This window comes from Methanobrevibacter millerae, from assembly GCF_001477655.1.
GTDB lineage: Archaea > Methanobacteriota > Methanobacteria > Methanobacteriales > Methanobacteriaceae > Methanocatella > Methanocatella millerae_A.
On sequence record NZ_CP011266.1, the window covers coordinates 394,916 to 410,675 of the forward strand.

Genomic DNA, 15,760 nt, shown 5'->3' on the forward strand with positions numbered 1-15,760 from the left:
AGAGCATGCTTATCCTAATGCATTACCATTTTTATCAAATATCAATGTTGTAATTAAATTATTTTTTGAATCATATACAGGAACATTCCAATTTCCGTTGCTGTTTAATGTTGCAGTTCCTACTTTGAAGTTATCATTGTTAATTGAAGTTTTTGCAATGTTTTCAATTTCACTTCCAGTAAGGGTATGATCATTAACTGTAACAGTATTTGAAATTGAACATCCGTTGTATGTTGAAGTAATGATGTATGATCCAGGTTCTAAATTGATATTTAATTTGGCCACGCCTGCACTGTTGGTGATACGGTAATAGAATACTCCATTTATGTTAAATTCAATTTTCTGATTTGCACTTGGGGTTCCTTGACCGTCAACTAATGTAGCTTCAAATACAGATCCGTCTTTATAGTTCATGTGGAGATCGTTTGCAGTTAAAACTGGCAATACCTTAATGTTGTTTGCAACTTTACATCCACCATATTCTGCAGTGATGATATATTCTCCAGGTTTTAAGTTAATGTTTAATTTAGCTATACCAGATGCATTGGTTTCACGGGTGTAGAATACACCATTTATGTTGAATATAACTTTTTCGCCTGCACTGGCAGGATTGCCATCATCACCGATTACTTTAACAGTGTATTGGGTTTCGTTTCTGAAGTATTTGGTTATGTCATTGTTTTCAATGATTCTTGAAATGACAGTAATTTTATTTGCACCATTTTCACCAGTGACCAGGTTTGTAGCGGTAATAATATATTCTCCCTGTGGGAGGTTAATATTTAATTTAGCTAAACCCTCATTACCATTTACTTTACGATTATATAATACACCATTAATGTTGAATTGTACTTCAGTTCCGTCAGCTAAGTATTTTCCATTAGAATCAACGAATGTTGCGTAGTACTGGGTTCCGTTTCTCAATACTTTAACAATATCTGTGCCGTTCACGGTAGGCAATATTGTTACTTTTCCAGTACTGTTTGTTCCGTTTACTTCAGCAGTAATTTCATATTCTCCGGATCCTAAATTGACTGCAAATGATGCAGTTCCATTTTCATCAGTGGTTCTGGAATATGATTTTCCGTTGATGGTAATGTTCACTTTCTGATTAGCATACGGGACTAGTTTACAGTCTGTTACTTTCAAATTAACTTTTTCATCATTGCCGTAATATTTGATTAAATCTTCCACAGTCAATACAATTCCTTTTTCTGTAACCATAGGTACGACATCTTCAAATCCTATGTATGTGTCATCTCCAGGATAAAAGATGGTTGCATTTTCAGGACCTAATGGAACATCGGTTATGTTAAATGTAGCAGTTCCGTTAATGAGAGGTGCCTTGATGACTGTACCATTAATGTCTAATGTTATTTCACCAGTTGCATCTTCGGGAAGGGTTACAACAACAGTTGTTCCATTATATTTGTAGTCTAATTCATATTCAAGTTTTAATATTTTGAATGTGCCGTTAGCGGTTGATTCTAAGAAATATTCATCGCCGTTGTATGTTGCAGTTATATTGTATTCTCCTGCAGGCAAATCTGTGTTTCTTAGAGGCATTACTAAAATACCATTTAATCCTCTAACTGTTGAAGAGTTAATATCAACAACATATTCCTTACCATTAACGTTAATTGTGATGTTACCTGTAGCAGCACCGGGCATGGTGATTATTGCAACTGGAGAGTCCTTATCAGTAACGTTTATGTCTTGAGTATTCATTGAAATTTCTGATTTCATTTTAGTTATTTCTAAAGAAGTTTCATTTGATTTAGATGCATATACATTGTCACCTTCGTAATCCATTCTAACTGTGTAGTTTCCCGGTTTTTTAAGGGTGGTTGATGCTTCTCCATTTTCAACAGCAACTGTTTCGTATAACTCTCCATTAACATATACTGCAACGTTACCTGTTGCATCTTCAGGTAAAGCTAAAATAACTTCGTTAACATCACTGGATATGTTAGCATCATATTCATCTATTTTCATTACTTCAACAGTGATTGTTGCATTGGATCCTAAATATTTGTCGTTTTCAGTAATGATGATTTGTGCTGTTGTATTTCCTGCGATAATACCTTTAATCAAGCCATCGTCAAATGAAGCAATACTTTCATCAGCAATTGTGAAGTTAACAGGAATATCATCATTGTTTGGAGTTATTTCATATAAAACAGTTATGTTTTCTTTAGCATAAATTTTATAGCTGTTTTCATTTAAACTAATTGAAGTAGCATATTTGGTTATTTCAAAGGAATATTCTTCAGAGGTTGCTGGAGTATATTTTCCGGTTTCATCACTGAATTCAGCATATACAGTATAGTTTCCAGCTTCAAGTTCTCCTAAGTCTATGCTTGCTGTTTTATTGTTCACACGGACTGTTTGATTTTTCTTACCGTTAACATATAAAGTAAGGTTCCCTTCTTTTGCCGTTACGTTAGCAATAATTGTTTTAGCATCACCAACTTTAGCATCATCCGCACCGATTAAGTTTAATTGGGTGTTAACAACAAGTGTTGTGGATGCATCTTCATATCCTTCGGTATGGAAAGTAATATCATATGTTCCTGATTCTACAGATGATAAGTCTGATACAAAACTTCCTTTGTCGTCAGTTGTATTTGTGGTGAATATGTCTTCTCCAACTGTCACTGTAATTTCAGTTCCTTGTGGGATGGTGTTGTTCAATGCTTTAATGACTGCTTCATCTATTTTTCCACCTAAATCTATGGTAATGTTTTCCAAATCAACTATTTTTTCATCATTGAAGTACCAGTCACCTTTGTTGTAGATTTCAAATAAATGAGTTTCAATTGTGTCTTCGTTTGTAACACCATAATTTTGACCGATAATCAATTCGCTTGTTCCATTATTTTTTAATGTGATTGCGATTGTTACGGTTTTGCCTCCGCCTAATGTAATGGTGGTTGCATTGATTTCGGCATTGTCATTTGAAAGTGCAACAGGAATTTCAAATTCAGGCAATTTGTCGTTATCAATGCTTAATGTAATTGTACCGGTTTCACCGATATATTTGATTTCAGGATAATCAATGTTTAAACTGGCATAAGTAAAAGCGAAGCGGTGAGGAACTATCATTGCATATTCTTTCATAACGGATTGAGCATCATTTGTACCCCAGTAATTACCTTCCATTATTAACTTTTCCCTAGCATTTGAGTACAGGTATTGGTTGGCAAGGAATACATTGTCATTTACAACAATTTCTTGTGTGCTTTCAAATCCGTCCATAGTATTGTTAATAATTCTATTTGAATTTATTGTCATTACTTTTGATAGGAAAAGTGTATAGACAGTATTGTTTATGATATCACTGTTTTCGATAGTCATTGATCCGATTTCATCATCCAATCCAATAAATGGACTCTTTTCATATTTATTATTTATCAGTTTACAGTTGTTAAGATAAACTGCAGAGTTATTGTTTAATAAAATGAGTGGACTGTTACCGTCACCGGTAATTATTGTATTTTTTATAGTTACACTAACATTTTCACTTATATTGAAGAGTTTACCGCTAGATGTTGGATAAATGCCGTTTCCATTACCATCAATAGTGATGTCTTTTGTTATGTCAATATACCCATTATTTAAAGCAGCTTCGTCAGATTCATTATATTGGTAATCAGATTCTAGTGTTATGCTGTCTTTACCGTTAATGTCATTTGACAAGTCAGAAAATGTCTTCGCATCTACACTAAGAATTGCATTATCATCAGATGAATATATGATAGATTTGTCATCGTTCAATTCAGTTGCGCTTACAGCTGAAAGTGATATTAATACGAATATCACAAGTAATAATGAAAATATCTTTTTATTCATTTTTTTCCTCCGTTGTTTTGTAAAATTAAATAGATTAACATGTTTCATCATTGCCAATCCGTTTTGGCATTTTTAAATCATATTTTTCTATTTGTATAGTACTAATTATTCTAGAATAATATACATAAACCAAATATGGTAAGAAATATATTATATAATTATTTTTTTAATTAATTAATATTAATAATTTACTTATTAATTTCAAAAGCTGTGTCTTTTTAGTTATTTAAAAAATAATTTGGAGGAAATCATTTCCTCATATAAAAATAGTAAAATTTATCGGTCACTTAATAACTCGCCAGCTACTCCAATACTCTCCTTTGGATATGCTTGGACTAAAACTGTTATTGCTTCAATTGGCAAGTCATATGCATCTGCAACAGTTTCAGATACTTTTTTAACCATTTCTCTTTTTTTCTCAACACTAATTCCATCGTTTCCAGCTATTGTAATTACAGGCATTTTTTCATCCTCCAATTAATTATATTAAAAACCAATTATAAAAATTAATCTGATAGGAGATATTGATTATGCTTGGTGAAGACGAACTTGTTAAGGTTTTTCCTGATTTCGCGGATTTGGTACAGCCTTCTGGAATTGATTTGGAATTGGACAAAATTTTTAAACAAACATCTGAAGGTTCTTTAATAGATAATGAAAAGAATTTGCCTCAATTGGAAGAAATTAAAGGTCCAATTTACACATTAAAGCCACACACTGCCTATTTGGCAAGCATTAAAAGAAAGGTTAAAATTCCAAAGGGTTATACTATGCTATATCTTCCAAGGTCAACTCTTTTGCGTTCATTCATTTCAGTTCAAACTGCGGTGGGTGATCCAGGATTTTATGGAACATTGATGTTCATGATTTACAACCATGGTGACTTTGAATATAAAATCAAATCTGGAGACAGGATTGCTCAGGCTGTTGTATTTGAAGTTAAGGGTTCCGGTGAATATGACGGTTCCTATCAGGAGGATGAATAATGCAGGTAGCTGAAAGGCTGGTTGAAATTCTAGAAGAAAATGGCATTACCCATATCTTTGGAATTCCTGGCGAACAGATAATGCCTATGTATAGGGCACTGTCCAAATCAAAGATTAATCATATTTTAACAAAACATGAACAGGCCGCCGCACATGCTGCAGATGCATTTACAAGAACTTCTGATGCTGTTGGGGTTTGCATGGCAACTGCAGGTCCTGGAGCGCTGAATTTGGTGATGGGTGTAGCCGCAGCATATAAGGACAATATTCCAATGCTTGTTTTAACTGGAGACAATGACCTGAATATTCGCGATACTGATGCATTCCAGTCTTTCAATCTAAGGGATATCTTTTCAAACATCACTCATGAGAATTACTCCCCATTAAACGGTACTGAAGCGGTATATGCACTTAAGGCAGCATTATATGGTCTTAAGAATAATCCGAAAGGACCTATTCACATTAACTTGTCAAGGGATGTTTTATTGAGTGAAGAGTTTCAGGATTTTGATTTATGTTACCTTTGTGAAAGCGATATGTCTTCTCTGGATGCTGCTCAGGAACTTATCTTAAAAGCCAAAAAACCTTTATTTGTTTTGGGAGCAGGAGCCATCTCTCAGGCGGAAAATATTAAAATGCTTGCAGAAATGTATCAGATACCTGTTGCAACTACATATAATGGACGAGGAATCATTCCTGAAGATAATCCGATTAATTTAGGTTTGGTTGGCATACGGGCTACTCCAAGAGCAAAATATGCAATTGATGAATCCGATTGTGTTATTGCATTAGGTTCAATTGCAAGTGAGAGAACATTTCCCGTTTTGGATGAGGATAAATTCATTCATGTTAATATCAACAAGGATGTCCTGAAAGGTAAATATCAAATTCAGGGCAATGTTGAAGAAGTAATAATGACATTGGAATTCAATAAGGTCGATTGGATTGATGAATTATTGAAAATTGATAATTCAATGATAATTGAAGGAATTGAGGATGATTTAAAACCTCAAGCAGCTATTAAAATTATTTTGAAGACTTTTGAGGATAATATTATCGTTGCTGATGCTGGATCCCACACTACCTGGACAACATTGCTGTACAATGCCAAAAAGCCTAACCACTTTTTATTCCCTGCAGCAACCGCACCAATGGGTTATGGACTTCCTGCAGGAATTGGGGCGGCTATTGCAACAGATGAAAAAATCATTGTCATTAATGGTGATGGCGACTTTCAAATGAACTTGCAGGAGCTTGCAACTTTAAAGGAGAACTCTTTGGATGTTATAGTATTCATTTTAAACAATTCTGAATATGGAATCATAAGACAGTGGCAGGAAGATTTCTATGATATGGATGCCTATCAGATTGACTTGGAAAATCCTGACTTTACAAAACTGACGGCATCTTATGGAATTGATGCTGTTCAAATCAACACACTATCTGACCTTGAATACTTTTTAAAAAAAGATTTGAAAGGCCCATTGATTGTTGAAGTCATGGTTGACAGAGAAAATATTCCTCTTCCTAACTAAATTTTTACTTTACATTTACTTTTTTTCAATTCTTTTAAAATTTTTATTTTCATTTAAATTTTCTATTAATGGCTTTATTTTGTATTAAGTAAATAATATTGACTTATTTTAACAATTAAATTTATATAAGGTTTAATATAATCTAATAAACAACAATTAATGGTTAATGGTGGTGAAAATATAAAAAATAGTGATGAAAATTATCGGATGAAATATCCGTTGGATGTGCTTAACAAAAGACAATTTGGGTATTTGGGCGATATTGCACATAAATATTATAATTTTCCAGGAAAATATGATTCTCCATGTTTTAATGAATATCCTAGTGTAAATGGTTCTGCATTAAGAACAGATACATCATATTTTATTGTAATGGAAGATGGTCAAAAAAGAATAATGAATGTTGAGGATGAAAGTGGCAATGTTAACAAAAAGGTTCTCAGAAAGATTGCAAAATATCGTGATAATATGAGATATACATTTAAATGTCCTGTCAACTCAGCAATAAAAACATCTAAATCATTAGAAAACTGTTTAACATGTTTAAAGTTATCAGAAACAGATATCATTACGCCTATATTCAGACCTATTGTACTGGTTGATTCGAGAGAAATTTTAAATAATATTTTGGACAGAATAGAAAATAATTATACCTTCACTGAAATTGAAGCATTTGAAATTTTGGATGTTGTTAGGATGTTTGAAAACAACAATCATGAAATGCTTGAAAAAATTTGTTATGCATTGCCTAAAATTAATATAGATTCTACAGAATTTTTTAAACTCGAATTGATTTTTGGGATGAGATGTGTAATTCATAAATATGCAAAGACAGTTGAGGATATTAAACGATTAGGGGAGGTGATTGGTTTGCCTAATACGAAGACTGCTCGTCAGTTTTTTGAGGATAAACTGTTTAATGAGGGTAAGGCTGAAGGTTTTTCGGAAGGTCGTACTGGGGGTCATTTAGAGATGGCTGTTAAGTTTGTTGAGAAATTTGGTGTTGATGCAGTTGCTGATGCCAGTGGTTTTTCTCGTGATGAAATTTTAAAACATTCTAAGAAATAAATTTCAAAGCAAATTTCTTCACAGTTTCTTCATCAAATTCTTCATCATTCAAAGGACACCAGTAATATTCCTTATTAATTTTTAAAATAAAGCAGACAGGTTTCAAATCAACGGATGTTAATTTACCTAACATTATTTTTTGACTTTCGCGAAAAGCAAAGTAAATTGTTTTATTAGGGTTTATTTCAATGGATTTGAATAGTATCTCATCAATATTTTCTATTTCAAATATATCATTAATTGCCTTTTCGAAGTTATCCATTTAAAACACCCTTGATCAATTCGCGAATTTCTTTTTTCAAAATCAGTTTTATGGTGGGAATGATTAGTTTTAAAAGATAAATGTCAATGTTCATTTGTCCTTTAAAATTCAATACTTCTCCATTGAATGATGGCTCGGCACTTAAACGAGAATTTGGAAGTATTCCTGTAAGAATTGAGGATATTGCCCAAACATATCCAATGTATTCTCCTGTTTTGGCGAAATTTGAAAAGCCTATTACAAGATGATTTTCCAATCTGTTGATGTTTATTGCATTCATGGCATCTTTCAGGAATGTTTTCAAATCATTAAAGCAGGGTTTGGCTAGTTCATATAACTTTTTAAAATCTCTTTTTTTATCTTTTTCGCCAGATTTATCATCTTTATTATCATCTGACTTTAGATTATATGTATAGACAGTTAATTTTTTTAAAATAAGAATTTTTACACATCCATCATATTCATCATTTATTTTCAGCCATTTAACTGTCAATCTAATGCCTAAAAGTAAAAAAATGAAAATGAGTATGATGATTAATAATATAATCATCAATAGGATGTTTAACATAAAATATTAGTCCTATTCTTTTTCTTTTTCTTCTTTTTCGTTTTCATCATAGGTTGTAAATTCAGGTTCAATAAACTCTTCTTCGTTTACATATTCACCTTCATTCATTGTTCCCATGTAGCCTTTAACCAAATCAGTAATAATCAATCCCAAATCAGATAATGCTTTGTTGGTCTCGGTTCCTTTACTTAAGTCAAGTACACGTACTCCTTCAGCATCATTTCCTTTTTTAGGAATCATAACCATGGAAATTGGTTCTACACCTGCTGCTGCACCTGCAACATCATTTCCTTCGTTTCCTAAAAGGCTTTCACCAGCACCAAAACCTACACCCATTCTCATTACTGGAATAAGTATTTTATCTTCGGTTTCAATTGGTGAACCAATTACATTGTCAACATTAATGAGTTTACGTAATTCTTCAACAGTTGTTTTTATATTTTCAGCCATAATGTCACATCCTAAATTATTATTAGATATGGTAGTTGTATTTAAAATACTTTGTTAAATTGAAAACTGAAAATATGTATGATGATGTTTTGGTTATCAATTAAAAAAAGGAAAAATGGGTAGAATCATAAGTATGATTCTGTAATTGATGCAACACCCGCACCAGCATCGTCAATTGCACCTAAACCTTTTAAGGTCATTCCAATAGCTGCAAAGGTTTGTACTAATTCTTTGTATGAGATGCATCCCATGTGTCCTATTCTGAAGACGTTTCCTTTTAAGTGGTCTTGTCCTCCAGCTAATTCCACACCGTATTTGTCACGGGTTGTTCCTCTAAAGTCAGCATCTGTAACTCCTTCAGGTATTTTTACTGCAGTTACGGTTGCAGAGGATACTGCTTCGTCTGCGAATAATTCTAAACCTAATGCTTTAACTGCGGCAACACTGGCTTTAGCTGCTTTGTGGTGACGTGCAACCCTGTTTTCTAATCCTTCTTCCATAACTATTTTTAAAGCTTCATTCATTGCATAGGTTAATGAAACTGATGGGGTATAAGGAGTTTCAGGAGGGTTTTTGTCTCCGCTTTTTCTTGCAGCTTTCAAGTCTAAATAGAATGTGTTGGTTTCAACGTTGTCGACTGCTTTCCATGCATCGTCGCTTAAGGTGATTGCGGCCATTCCAGGAGGTGCAGCTAAACATTTTTGTGATCCGGTTACACAAACGTCAATGCCGAACTTTTCAACATCTACATGGTCTCCTCCAAGTGATGATACAGTATCTACAATGTATAATGCATCATAGTTTTTCATTACTTTACCGATTTCTTCGATTGGTGCTGCTACACCAGTGGAAGTTTCATTGTGTACAACGGTTATTGCTTTAATATCTTCATCTGCATCTAATGCTTCTTCAATTTGTTTTGGTGTTACTGCAGTTCCCCATTTGACTGCTAATTCCTGTGCATCAATTCCATGAGTTTGAGCTATTTTCATGAAACGTTCACCGAATTTTCCACCTACAACATTTAATATTTTTTCACCAGGTGCAACGGTATTTGCAACAGCGGTTTCCATTGCAGCAGTACCGGATCCAGTTAATAAATAAGATTTATTTGGGGTTTGGAAAACTTTACTCATTAATTCTGTAGTTTCAGTCAAGATTTCTCCATATTTTGCTCCTCTGTGATTTACAACAGCTTTTGACATTGCAGCTAAGACTCTAGGGTCTACTGTTGTTGGACCTGGAAGCATTAATAAAATATCATCCATTGATTTTCCTCCATTAAACAAAAAAAGATTTAGCATTTCTAAATCTAATTAAATATTTGATTTTTATACTTTTTAAATATTTAGTTGGCAATTTAAGTTCCGTTTAGATTGTACATTTTTGTGCTAATATTACTTTAAATAATATATTATACTATATAATTAGTTATGGAGTTCAGCGGTGAAGAATTAACATTTAAACGCATTTTTAATTATATTTTTGGTTTGTTTTTAATAACATTGGGAGTTGCCTTTTCAATCAAGTCTGATTTGGGCTCAGCTCCTGTAAGTTCGATACCTTATGCGATGAACCTGATTTGGGCAATTGAAATTGGTGTTGCAACATTTATATTTCATGCCTTTCTGGTAGCTATTGAACTTTTGCTTTTAAGGAGAGATTTTAAGCCAAAACATTTTCTGCAGGTGTTTGTGGGTGTATTGTTTGGTGCATTTACAAGCTTTTCAGTCTCATTGATGTATTTCATACCTTCTGCAGATTCACTTTGGGTAGCATTGATTATGAGTTTGCTCTCAATATTTTTCATTGCTTTAGGATTGTTTTTCTATGTTCCAACCAATATTGTCCCTCTATCTGTTGAAGGTGTTACGCAGGCAATTGCAATTGTAACAAAAAGACCATTTTCATTAATCAAGATATGCTTTGATGTAACAATTGTTGCCTCCGCTTTGATTTTGAGCTATGTATTTCTTGGAAACTTCGGTAGCGTCGGTATCGGAACGATTCTTGGAGCGCTCTTCATTGGACCAACGGTCAAATTAATCCATAAAATAAATCATATAATAACAGGCGAGCACGTTAATCTAAAGAAGATGTAAAATCAGTATAAGTCCTCCAGTGAATATTCATTCACCTCTTTTGTTTTGAAGTGGCCTGCAGTGGCTAGCTTGTACCTGCCGACATCAAAGAGGTTAAACTTGATGTTGTGGATATCATTTTTAAGTCGGATTTCACTGTCAATCACTATTTCAAAGTCACTTAATTCCAAGCGAAATCCCAAACCACAATATTTCATATAGCTTTCCTTTAAAACCCAATATTTAAAAAATTCATTTGAGGGATTTTTTGACCTTTTGATGTTTTCATATTCGCTGTTGAAGAAATAATTTTTGGCTATGTTTAAATCAATTTGGGGGTCATTGAATTCGATATCGCAACCTATTTCTGCATCGGATACTGCACATGAAACCATATTTTTTGAATGGCTTATATTAAAATAAATATTTTCATAGTTTGAGATGTATGTTTTGCCGAATTTGTGGGTTTCAAAATTAGGATTCACTATACCTTCTTCAGCAAGCATTTTTTCAGCTAAAAGATAAGCTCCGCAGCTGAGCCTTTTGTCCTTGTTAAATCTATAAAAGTCAATTTTTTCCTTTCTTTTTGCAGAAACCAATGGATATGCCTTATTCAGGTCAAGGTTTTCTACATTACAATAAGCTATTTTAATCATGTCTGTCATTATTTTGTTTAAATAAGTATATAAATTTATTTTTTTAATCTTTTTATTCAATATAATTTCTTTAAAACATTATTTGGTTTAATTATGAATATATTTAAATATTTTAATGGATATATAGTTATTAGATGATTAAGAGAATTTGTTTTTTTGTTTTAGGATTATTTATAATGGCTTTTGGTGTTGCATTTTCCATAAAATCAACATTTGGAACAACTCCTATAAGTTCCATCGCTTATTCTCTCACATTATGTGCTAATATTGATATTGGAATTACTACTGTAATTTTTAATGCTGCTTTAGTTTTTATTCAGATGATAATTTTAAGGTCTGAATTTAAGCCAAAACGATTACTGCAGTTTATTAATTGTTTTTTATTTGGATATTTCACTGATTTAACTTTATACATTGTGTATTCACTAAATATTCCTGATAATATAATAATAAATTTAATTTTGATTTTTGTCAGTATATTTATGATAGCTTTGGGAATATTTATCTATATGCCTGCCAATATTGCGCCTTTGCCTGGTGAGGGTTGTGTTGAATCTGTAGCTATTGTAACAAATTGGAGATTTTCTTCAATTAAAATAGCTTTTGATACTATTATGGTGGTTATTTCAGTACTTATGTGCTATTTCTTTTATACAACCCCTTGGGGAAGTGTAAATATTGGAACCATTATTTCTGCAGTTTTGGTTGGCTATACTTTAAGACAAATTGCAAAATTATATAATCATATTGCAGGTAAAGATATTAATATTGTTAACAAATGAGGTTTTAACATGGAATTTGGTGAGTGGAATATATATTATAAAGAAATTCTTGATGATTTTGGATTTTCCCGTGAAGATGATGAAAAATGCGGCCAATTATTGGATGAAATTTTGGCTGAAGAGGGATGTTTGACACTTGAAGATTTAAGTAAAATTGTTGGATTTTCAGACAAGTTCATTGTCTTTGGTGCCGGACCGTCAGTTAAAGATCATATCAAATTATTAAAAGAAAAATATGATTTGAAGGATTATGTTCTTGTTGCTGCTGATGGTGCTACAACTGCAATGATTGAAGAAAAACTTGCACCGGATATAGTTGTAACTGATTTGGATGGTAATCTTGATGATATTTTGATTGCTAACTTGAAGGGGGCTAATATCGTTGTGCATGCTCATGGTGATAATGCAGATAAAATTGTTAATGTTACTTCCTTTTTCACTAATGTGCTGGGAACCACTCAGGCTCAGCCAGTAGGTAATGTATACAACTTTGGAGGATTCACTGATGGTGATAGGGCAATATTTTTGGCTGTGGCATTGAATGCATCTGAAATTACTCTTGCAGGAATGGATTTTGGGGATATTGTAACCAAATACTCAAGACCTAATTTGCCAACAGTCACAGGACCTGCTGATGAAATTAAACGTAAAAAACTGCAATATGCAGAAAAATTAACAAAATGGATAATTGAAAATGAAAATGTTGACATAATCAACTTAAAAGAATAATTATTTTTAATAGTTAAATACAAATTAGATACTATGGGAATTGAAGATATATTAATGCATGATGAAAGTCTTTTTCAAAATATTAATGCATTTGATCCGGATTACCTGCCTCCAAACTATAATTTTAGAGATACTCAGATGGAAGCAATGGCAATGGCAATAAGGCCGGCCATGCGTGGAGGACAGCCATCAAGTGCAGTGGTACTTGGATCACCTGCAACAGGAAAAACAACAGCAATCAAAAAGGTATACGAACTTGTTGAAAAAAACACTGAAAAAGTGGTTTGTGTTTACATTAACTGTCAGTTGCATACCACAAGGTTTGGAATCATATCCCAAGTTCACAAAAAGATTTTCGGATTTCTACCTCCGGAAACGGGAGTTCCATTTGCAAGGATATATGAAAAAATCATGTTGGAGCTTCAAAAAAATTCACAATCATTGATATTGGCATTGGATGATGTTAATTACCTATTCCAGAGCAATAATGCCAACAAATTATTTTATGATATCTTAAGAGCATATGAGGAATATCCTGGTGTAAAAACCGCAATCTTTGCAATATTGTCTGATTTGGAATTCAAATATGCTTTCGATAAAAATGTAAATACTGTCTTCATTCCGCAGGAAATTACATTCCCTCCTTATTCTTACTCAGAAATTGAAAATATTTTAAAAGACCGTGTCAATGCTGGTTTTTATCCGGGTGTTTTGGATGATGATATTTTAGAACAAATCGCAACATTTACATTTGACAATGGGGACTTGAGAACTGGAATAAACCTTTTGAGAAGCTGCGGTAACATCGCAGAAGCTGATGCATCACGCGAAATAACTCAAAAACATTTTGATGAAGCTATTGATTCACTGGTTTCAGTTAATGTTTCTCAATTGTTGGCTTCCCTCACAGATATTGAAAGAAGTTTGCTTGAACTGATTATAGACAGTGAGGATAACATATTGGCTGGTGATTTGGGTGAAGCATTCCGTGAAAAAGAAAAAGTTAGCTATTCATCTTATAACAGGACTCTTGATAAATTAGAATTTTTAAGGTTAATTGATACAAAATATACAGGATCAGGGGTTAGGGGTAATTCACGTGAAGTTATCCTTCGTTTCAACCCTGATGATTTTGATATTTAACCTGTATATTTTTAACGGAAGTTAGTTTTGTATTTAAAATTAGATTAATTGCAAGATAACGCCCTTGCACTCATAGTTTTAAGGGTTTGGTATTTTAATCTAATTGTACTTATTTTCCCATTATAAAAGATATGGGTTTTGTGCTGTTACAACAGAAAGCACAGATAAAAGTAACACTACAAATACAGTGAGCGTTACCATGCAAGTATTAATGTCGATATTTGAATATGCAATTTCATCAACTATTGAAGTTTTTTTCCTTAAATCTGCTCTTTTTACAGTATCTTTATTTTTAAACATAATAATCACATCACTATATTTAAGTTGTTTGGTATCCATATATAAGCAAAGAGCGAGAGAGCATTTGACAAGTAATATTTCAAAGGTAAAATTATGAAGAAATTTGAATATTTTGACGTTACAGCAGATATAGGCTTTTATGCATTTGGCAAAAATTTAAATGAGGCTTTTGAAAATGCCGGCCTTGCAATATTTAACATCATATCAAATACAGATAATATCAATCCACAAAAATCCATAGAATTTGAAATAACCTCTGAAGATGAAGTGTCTTTATTGTACGACTATCTGGAGGAATTATTGTTTTATCATGAAGTTGAATTCATGCTATTTTCGGAGTTTATCATTGAAATAGAAAAAACTGATGATGATTATCATCTCAAGGCAATAATTAAAGGTGAAGATATTAACTGGGACAAGCATGAACGTGACTGTGAAATTAAGGCAATAACGTTCCATCAAATGGAAGTCAACATGTCTGATGATGTATGGCTGAAGGCAATAGTAGACTTATAATTATAAATAAAATACTAAGTAAATATAATATTATGAAAATAATTAAAACAACTTCCAGATTATTTGAACAAATTTTGGGTATTGTTGGATCTGTTCTGGCTGTGCTTTCAGGATCATTATTTCTGTTTCTTGAAAGTTGGGGAATGCAAGGAAACTCATTTATAGCAATATTATCTATTATAGGAGCTATTTTGGGATTCATATCATCTTTTTATGTAAGTAGGGATAATGAATATGCTGGTGTTGGTTTTATAGCTTCTGCAGTATTAATCTTAATTAGTACCAGTCACTTGGGTATTTTAAGTTCAATATTGCTTTTGATTGCAGGAATTTCTGCATTATTCAGAAAATAATTTTAAGGTGATTTGTTTGATTAAAAGAGTTATTATTATGGTTGCTGTCTTTTTTTTAGTCATTTCATCTGTCAGTGCTGCTGATGATAATATGATTAAACTTAATGTTAACAACAACACATTTGACGTTAAATTAGAGAAAAATCCTGCCGCTGATGAGCTTTTTAAAAAGCTTCAGGAAGGAAATATTACAGTTAATGCTAAGGATTATGGGGGATTTGAAAAGGTAGGTAATTTAGGTTTTAATCTCCCGTCCAATGATGAGGATGTAATGGCATCTCCCGGAGATTTGATGCTTTATCAGTCAAATCAGCTTTCTTTGTTTTACAACGATCATACTTGGGACTATACTAAATTAGGCGAAATTCAAAACGTGTCTTCGGATAAGTTGAAAAATATTTTAAGCACAGGTGACGCTACAATTACCCTAAGCTTGAAATAATCTTATTTTTTATTTAATTATTTTACACTTGATATTG

18 protein-coding genes are annotated in these 15,760 nt (G+C 32.6%); 10 read left to right on the plus strand and 8 right to left on the minus strand.

Annotated features, from left to right (window positions below; all coding sequences use genetic code 11):
- Positions 1-9: 9 nt before the first annotated feature.
- Complete coding sequence (locus SM9_RS01380; RefSeq protein WP_058738434.1) at positions 10-3,852, minus strand: Ig-like domain-containing protein; 3,843 nt, start codon at positions 3,850-3,852, stop codon at positions 10-12.
- A 276-nt stretch (positions 3,853-4,128) separates the two neighbouring features.
- Positions 4,129-4,314, minus strand: a complete 186-nt coding sequence (gene dmpI, locus SM9_RS01385; RefSeq protein ID WP_058738435.1) for a 4-oxalocrotonate tautomerase DmpI — start codon at positions 4,312-4,314, stop codon at positions 4,129-4,131.
- A 68-nt stretch (positions 4,315-4,382) separates the two neighbouring features.
- Here dmpI and SM9_RS01390 point away from each other — a divergent pair, with 68 nt between their 5' ends.
- The 3 genes from SM9_RS01390 to SM9_RS01400 all read left to right on the plus strand — a co-directional run bounded on the left by SM9_RS01390 (position 4,383) and on the right by SM9_RS01400 (position 7,441).
- Positions 4,383-4,838 (plus strand): dCTP deaminase, encoded by a 456-nt coding sequence (locus SM9_RS01390; protein ID WP_058738436.1) that lies wholly within the window; start codon positions 4,383-4,385, stop codon positions 4,836-4,838.
- Positions 4,838-6,373 carry a thiamine pyrophosphate-binding protein gene (locus SM9_RS01395; protein WP_058738437.1) on the plus strand — a complete coding sequence of 512 codons (1,536 nt, stop codon included), beginning with the start codon at positions 4,838-4,840 and terminating at the stop codon, positions 6,371-6,373. Before SM9_RS01390 ends, SM9_RS01395 begins: the two co-directional genes overlap by 1 nt.
- A gap of 159 nt (positions 6,374-6,532) precedes the next feature.
- Positions 6,533-7,441, plus strand: coding sequence for a hypothetical protein (locus SM9_RS01400; protein WP_058738438.1), 909 nt, complete (start codon positions 6,533-6,535; stop codon positions 7,439-7,441).
- Here SM9_RS01400 and SM9_RS01405 read toward each other — a convergent pair.
- From SM9_RS01405 to SM9_RS01420, 4 genes are all read right to left on the minus strand, one after another.
- On the minus strand, positions 7,431-7,703 hold the full coding sequence (locus tag SM9_RS01405) for a hypothetical protein (protein ID WP_058738439.1): 273 nt from the start codon (positions 7,701-7,703) through the stop codon (positions 7,431-7,433). The genes SM9_RS01400 and SM9_RS01405 overlap by 11 nt on opposite strands.
- On the minus strand, positions 7,696-8,196 hold the full coding sequence (locus SM9_RS11850) for a DUF2953 domain-containing protein (RefSeq protein WP_198144406.1): 501 nt from the start codon (positions 8,194-8,196) through the stop codon (positions 7,696-7,698). The genes SM9_RS01405 and SM9_RS11850 overlap by 8 nt, the downstream gene beginning before the upstream one ends.
- A gap of 87 nt (positions 8,197-8,283) precedes the next feature.
- A complete protein-coding gene (locus SM9_RS01415) occupies positions 8,284-8,721 on the minus strand; it encodes a GerW family sporulation protein (protein WP_058738441.1) in 438 nt (145 codons plus the stop codon).
- 125 nt (positions 8,722-8,846) lie between these two features.
- Positions 8,847-9,989, minus strand: coding sequence for a pyridoxal-phosphate-dependent aminotransferase family protein (locus SM9_RS01420; RefSeq protein WP_058738442.1), 1,143 nt, complete (start codon positions 9,987-9,989; stop codon positions 8,847-8,849).
- 165 nt (positions 9,990-10,154) lie between these two features.
- Between SM9_RS01420 and SM9_RS01425 the strand changes: the two genes are divergently transcribed.
- Positions 10,155-10,823 carry a YczE/YyaS/YitT family protein gene (locus SM9_RS01425; protein ID WP_058738443.1) on the plus strand — a complete coding sequence of 223 codons (669 nt, stop codon included), beginning with the start codon at positions 10,155-10,157 and terminating at the stop codon, positions 10,821-10,823.
- A 2-nt stretch (positions 10,824-10,825) separates the two neighbouring features.
- Here SM9_RS01425 and SM9_RS01430 read toward each other — a convergent pair whose 3' ends face one another.
- Positions 10,826-11,467 (minus strand): 4'-phosphopantetheinyl transferase family protein, encoded by a 642-nt coding sequence (locus SM9_RS01430; RefSeq protein ID WP_157064629.1) that lies wholly within the window; start codon positions 11,465-11,467, stop codon positions 10,826-10,828.
- Positions 11,468-11,592: 125 nt separating this feature from the next.
- On the opposite strand from SM9_RS01430, the gene SM9_RS01435 reads away from it, so the two are divergent.
- From SM9_RS01435 to SM9_RS01445, 3 genes are read left to right on the plus strand one after another with little or no spacing between them, the layout of a single operon-like run.
- Positions 11,593-12,240 carry a YczE/YyaS/YitT family protein gene (locus tag SM9_RS01435; protein ID WP_058738445.1) on the plus strand — a complete coding sequence of 216 codons (648 nt, stop codon included), beginning with the start codon at positions 11,593-11,595 and terminating at the stop codon, positions 12,238-12,240.
- Between the two features lie 9 nt (positions 12,241-12,249).
- Positions 12,250-12,969 (plus strand): 6-hydroxymethylpterin diphosphokinase MptE-like protein, encoded by a 720-nt coding sequence (locus SM9_RS01440; protein ID WP_058738446.1) that lies wholly within the window; start codon positions 12,250-12,252, stop codon positions 12,967-12,969.
- Positions 12,970-13,002: 33 nt separating this feature from the next.
- Positions 13,003-14,112 carry an ORC1-type DNA replication protein gene (locus tag SM9_RS01445; protein ID WP_058738447.1) on the plus strand — a complete coding sequence of 370 codons (1,110 nt, stop codon included), beginning with the start codon at positions 13,003-13,005 and terminating at the stop codon, positions 14,110-14,112.
- A gap of 120 nt (positions 14,113-14,232) precedes the next feature.
- On the opposite strand, the gene SM9_RS01450 is transcribed toward SM9_RS01445, so the two are convergent.
- Complete coding sequence (locus SM9_RS01450) at positions 14,233-14,451, minus strand: hypothetical protein (protein WP_232299148.1); 219 nt, start codon at positions 14,449-14,451, stop codon at positions 14,233-14,235.
- Between the two features lie 54 nt (positions 14,452-14,505).
- On the opposite strand from SM9_RS01450, the gene SM9_RS01455 reads away from it, so the two are divergent.
- From SM9_RS01455 to SM9_RS01465, 3 genes are read left to right on the plus strand one after another with little or no spacing between them, the layout of a single operon-like run.
- A complete protein-coding gene (locus SM9_RS01455; RefSeq protein ID WP_058738449.1) occupies positions 14,506-14,928 on the plus strand; it encodes an archease in 423 nt (140 codons plus the stop codon).
- A gap of 32 nt (positions 14,929-14,960) precedes the next feature.
- Positions 14,961-15,281, plus strand: a complete 321-nt coding sequence (locus SM9_RS01460; protein WP_157064630.1) for a hypothetical protein — start codon at positions 14,961-14,963, stop codon at positions 15,279-15,281.
- A 16-nt stretch (positions 15,282-15,297) separates the two neighbouring features.
- Positions 15,298-15,723 carry a cyclophilin-like fold protein gene (locus tag SM9_RS01465; RefSeq protein ID WP_058738451.1) on the plus strand — a complete coding sequence of 142 codons (426 nt, stop codon included), beginning with the start codon at positions 15,298-15,300 and terminating at the stop codon, positions 15,721-15,723.
- Positions 15,724-15,760 lie beyond the last annotated feature (37 nt).

Bases quoted from the DNA above. Each gene is read 5' to 3' on its own strand.
- SM9_RS01380 (WP_058738434.1), bottom strand. From the start codon at position 3,852: ATGAATAAAAAGATATTTTCATTATTACTTGTGATATTCGTATTAATA.
- dmpI (WP_058738435.1), bottom strand. From the start codon at position 4,314: ATGCCTGTAATTACAATAGCTGGAAACGATGGAATTAGTGTTGAGAAA.
- SM9_RS01390 (WP_058738436.1), top strand. From the start codon at position 4,383: ATGCTTGGTGAAGACGAACTTGTTAAGGTTTTTCCTGATTTCGCGGAT.
- SM9_RS01395 (WP_058738437.1), top strand. From the start codon at position 4,838: ATGCAGGTAGCTGAAAGGCTGGTTGAAATTCTAGAAGAAAATGGCATT.
- SM9_RS01400 (WP_058738438.1), top strand. From the start codon at position 6,533: ATGGTTAATGGTGGTGAAAATATAAAAAATAGTGATGAAAATTATCGG.
- SM9_RS01405 (WP_058738439.1), bottom strand. From the start codon at position 7,703: ATGGATAACTTCGAAAAGGCAATTAATGATATATTTGAAATAGAAAAT.
- SM9_RS01415 (WP_058738441.1), bottom strand. From the start codon at position 8,721: ATGGCTGAAAATATAAAAACAACTGTTGAAGAATTACGTAAACTCATT.
- SM9_RS01420 (WP_058738442.1), bottom strand. From the start codon at position 9,989: ATGGATGATATTTTATTAATGCTTCCAGGTCCAACAACAGTAGACCCT.
- SM9_RS01425 (WP_058738443.1), top strand. From the start codon at position 10,155: ATGGAGTTCAGCGGTGAAGAATTAACATTTAAACGCATTTTTAATTAT.
- SM9_RS01430 (WP_157064629.1), bottom strand. From the start codon at position 11,467: ATGACAGACATGATTAAAATAGCTTATTGTAATGTAGAAAACCTTGAC.
- SM9_RS01435 (WP_058738445.1), top strand. From the start codon at position 11,593: ATGATTAAGAGAATTTGTTTTTTTGTTTTAGGATTATTTATAATGGCT.
- SM9_RS01440 (WP_058738446.1), top strand. From the start codon at position 12,250: ATGGAATTTGGTGAGTGGAATATATATTATAAAGAAATTCTTGATGAT.
- SM9_RS01445 (WP_058738447.1), top strand. From the start codon at position 13,003: ATGGGAATTGAAGATATATTAATGCATGATGAAAGTCTTTTTCAAAAT.
- SM9_RS01450 (WP_232299148.1), bottom strand. From the start codon at position 14,451: ATGGATACCAAACAACTTAAATATAGTGATGTGATTATTATGTTTAAA.
- SM9_RS01455 (WP_058738449.1), top strand. From the start codon at position 14,506: ATGAAGAAATTTGAATATTTTGACGTTACAGCAGATATAGGCTTTTAT.
- SM9_RS01460 (WP_157064630.1), top strand. From the start codon at position 14,961: ATGAAAATAATTAAAACAACTTCCAGATTATTTGAACAAATTTTGGGT.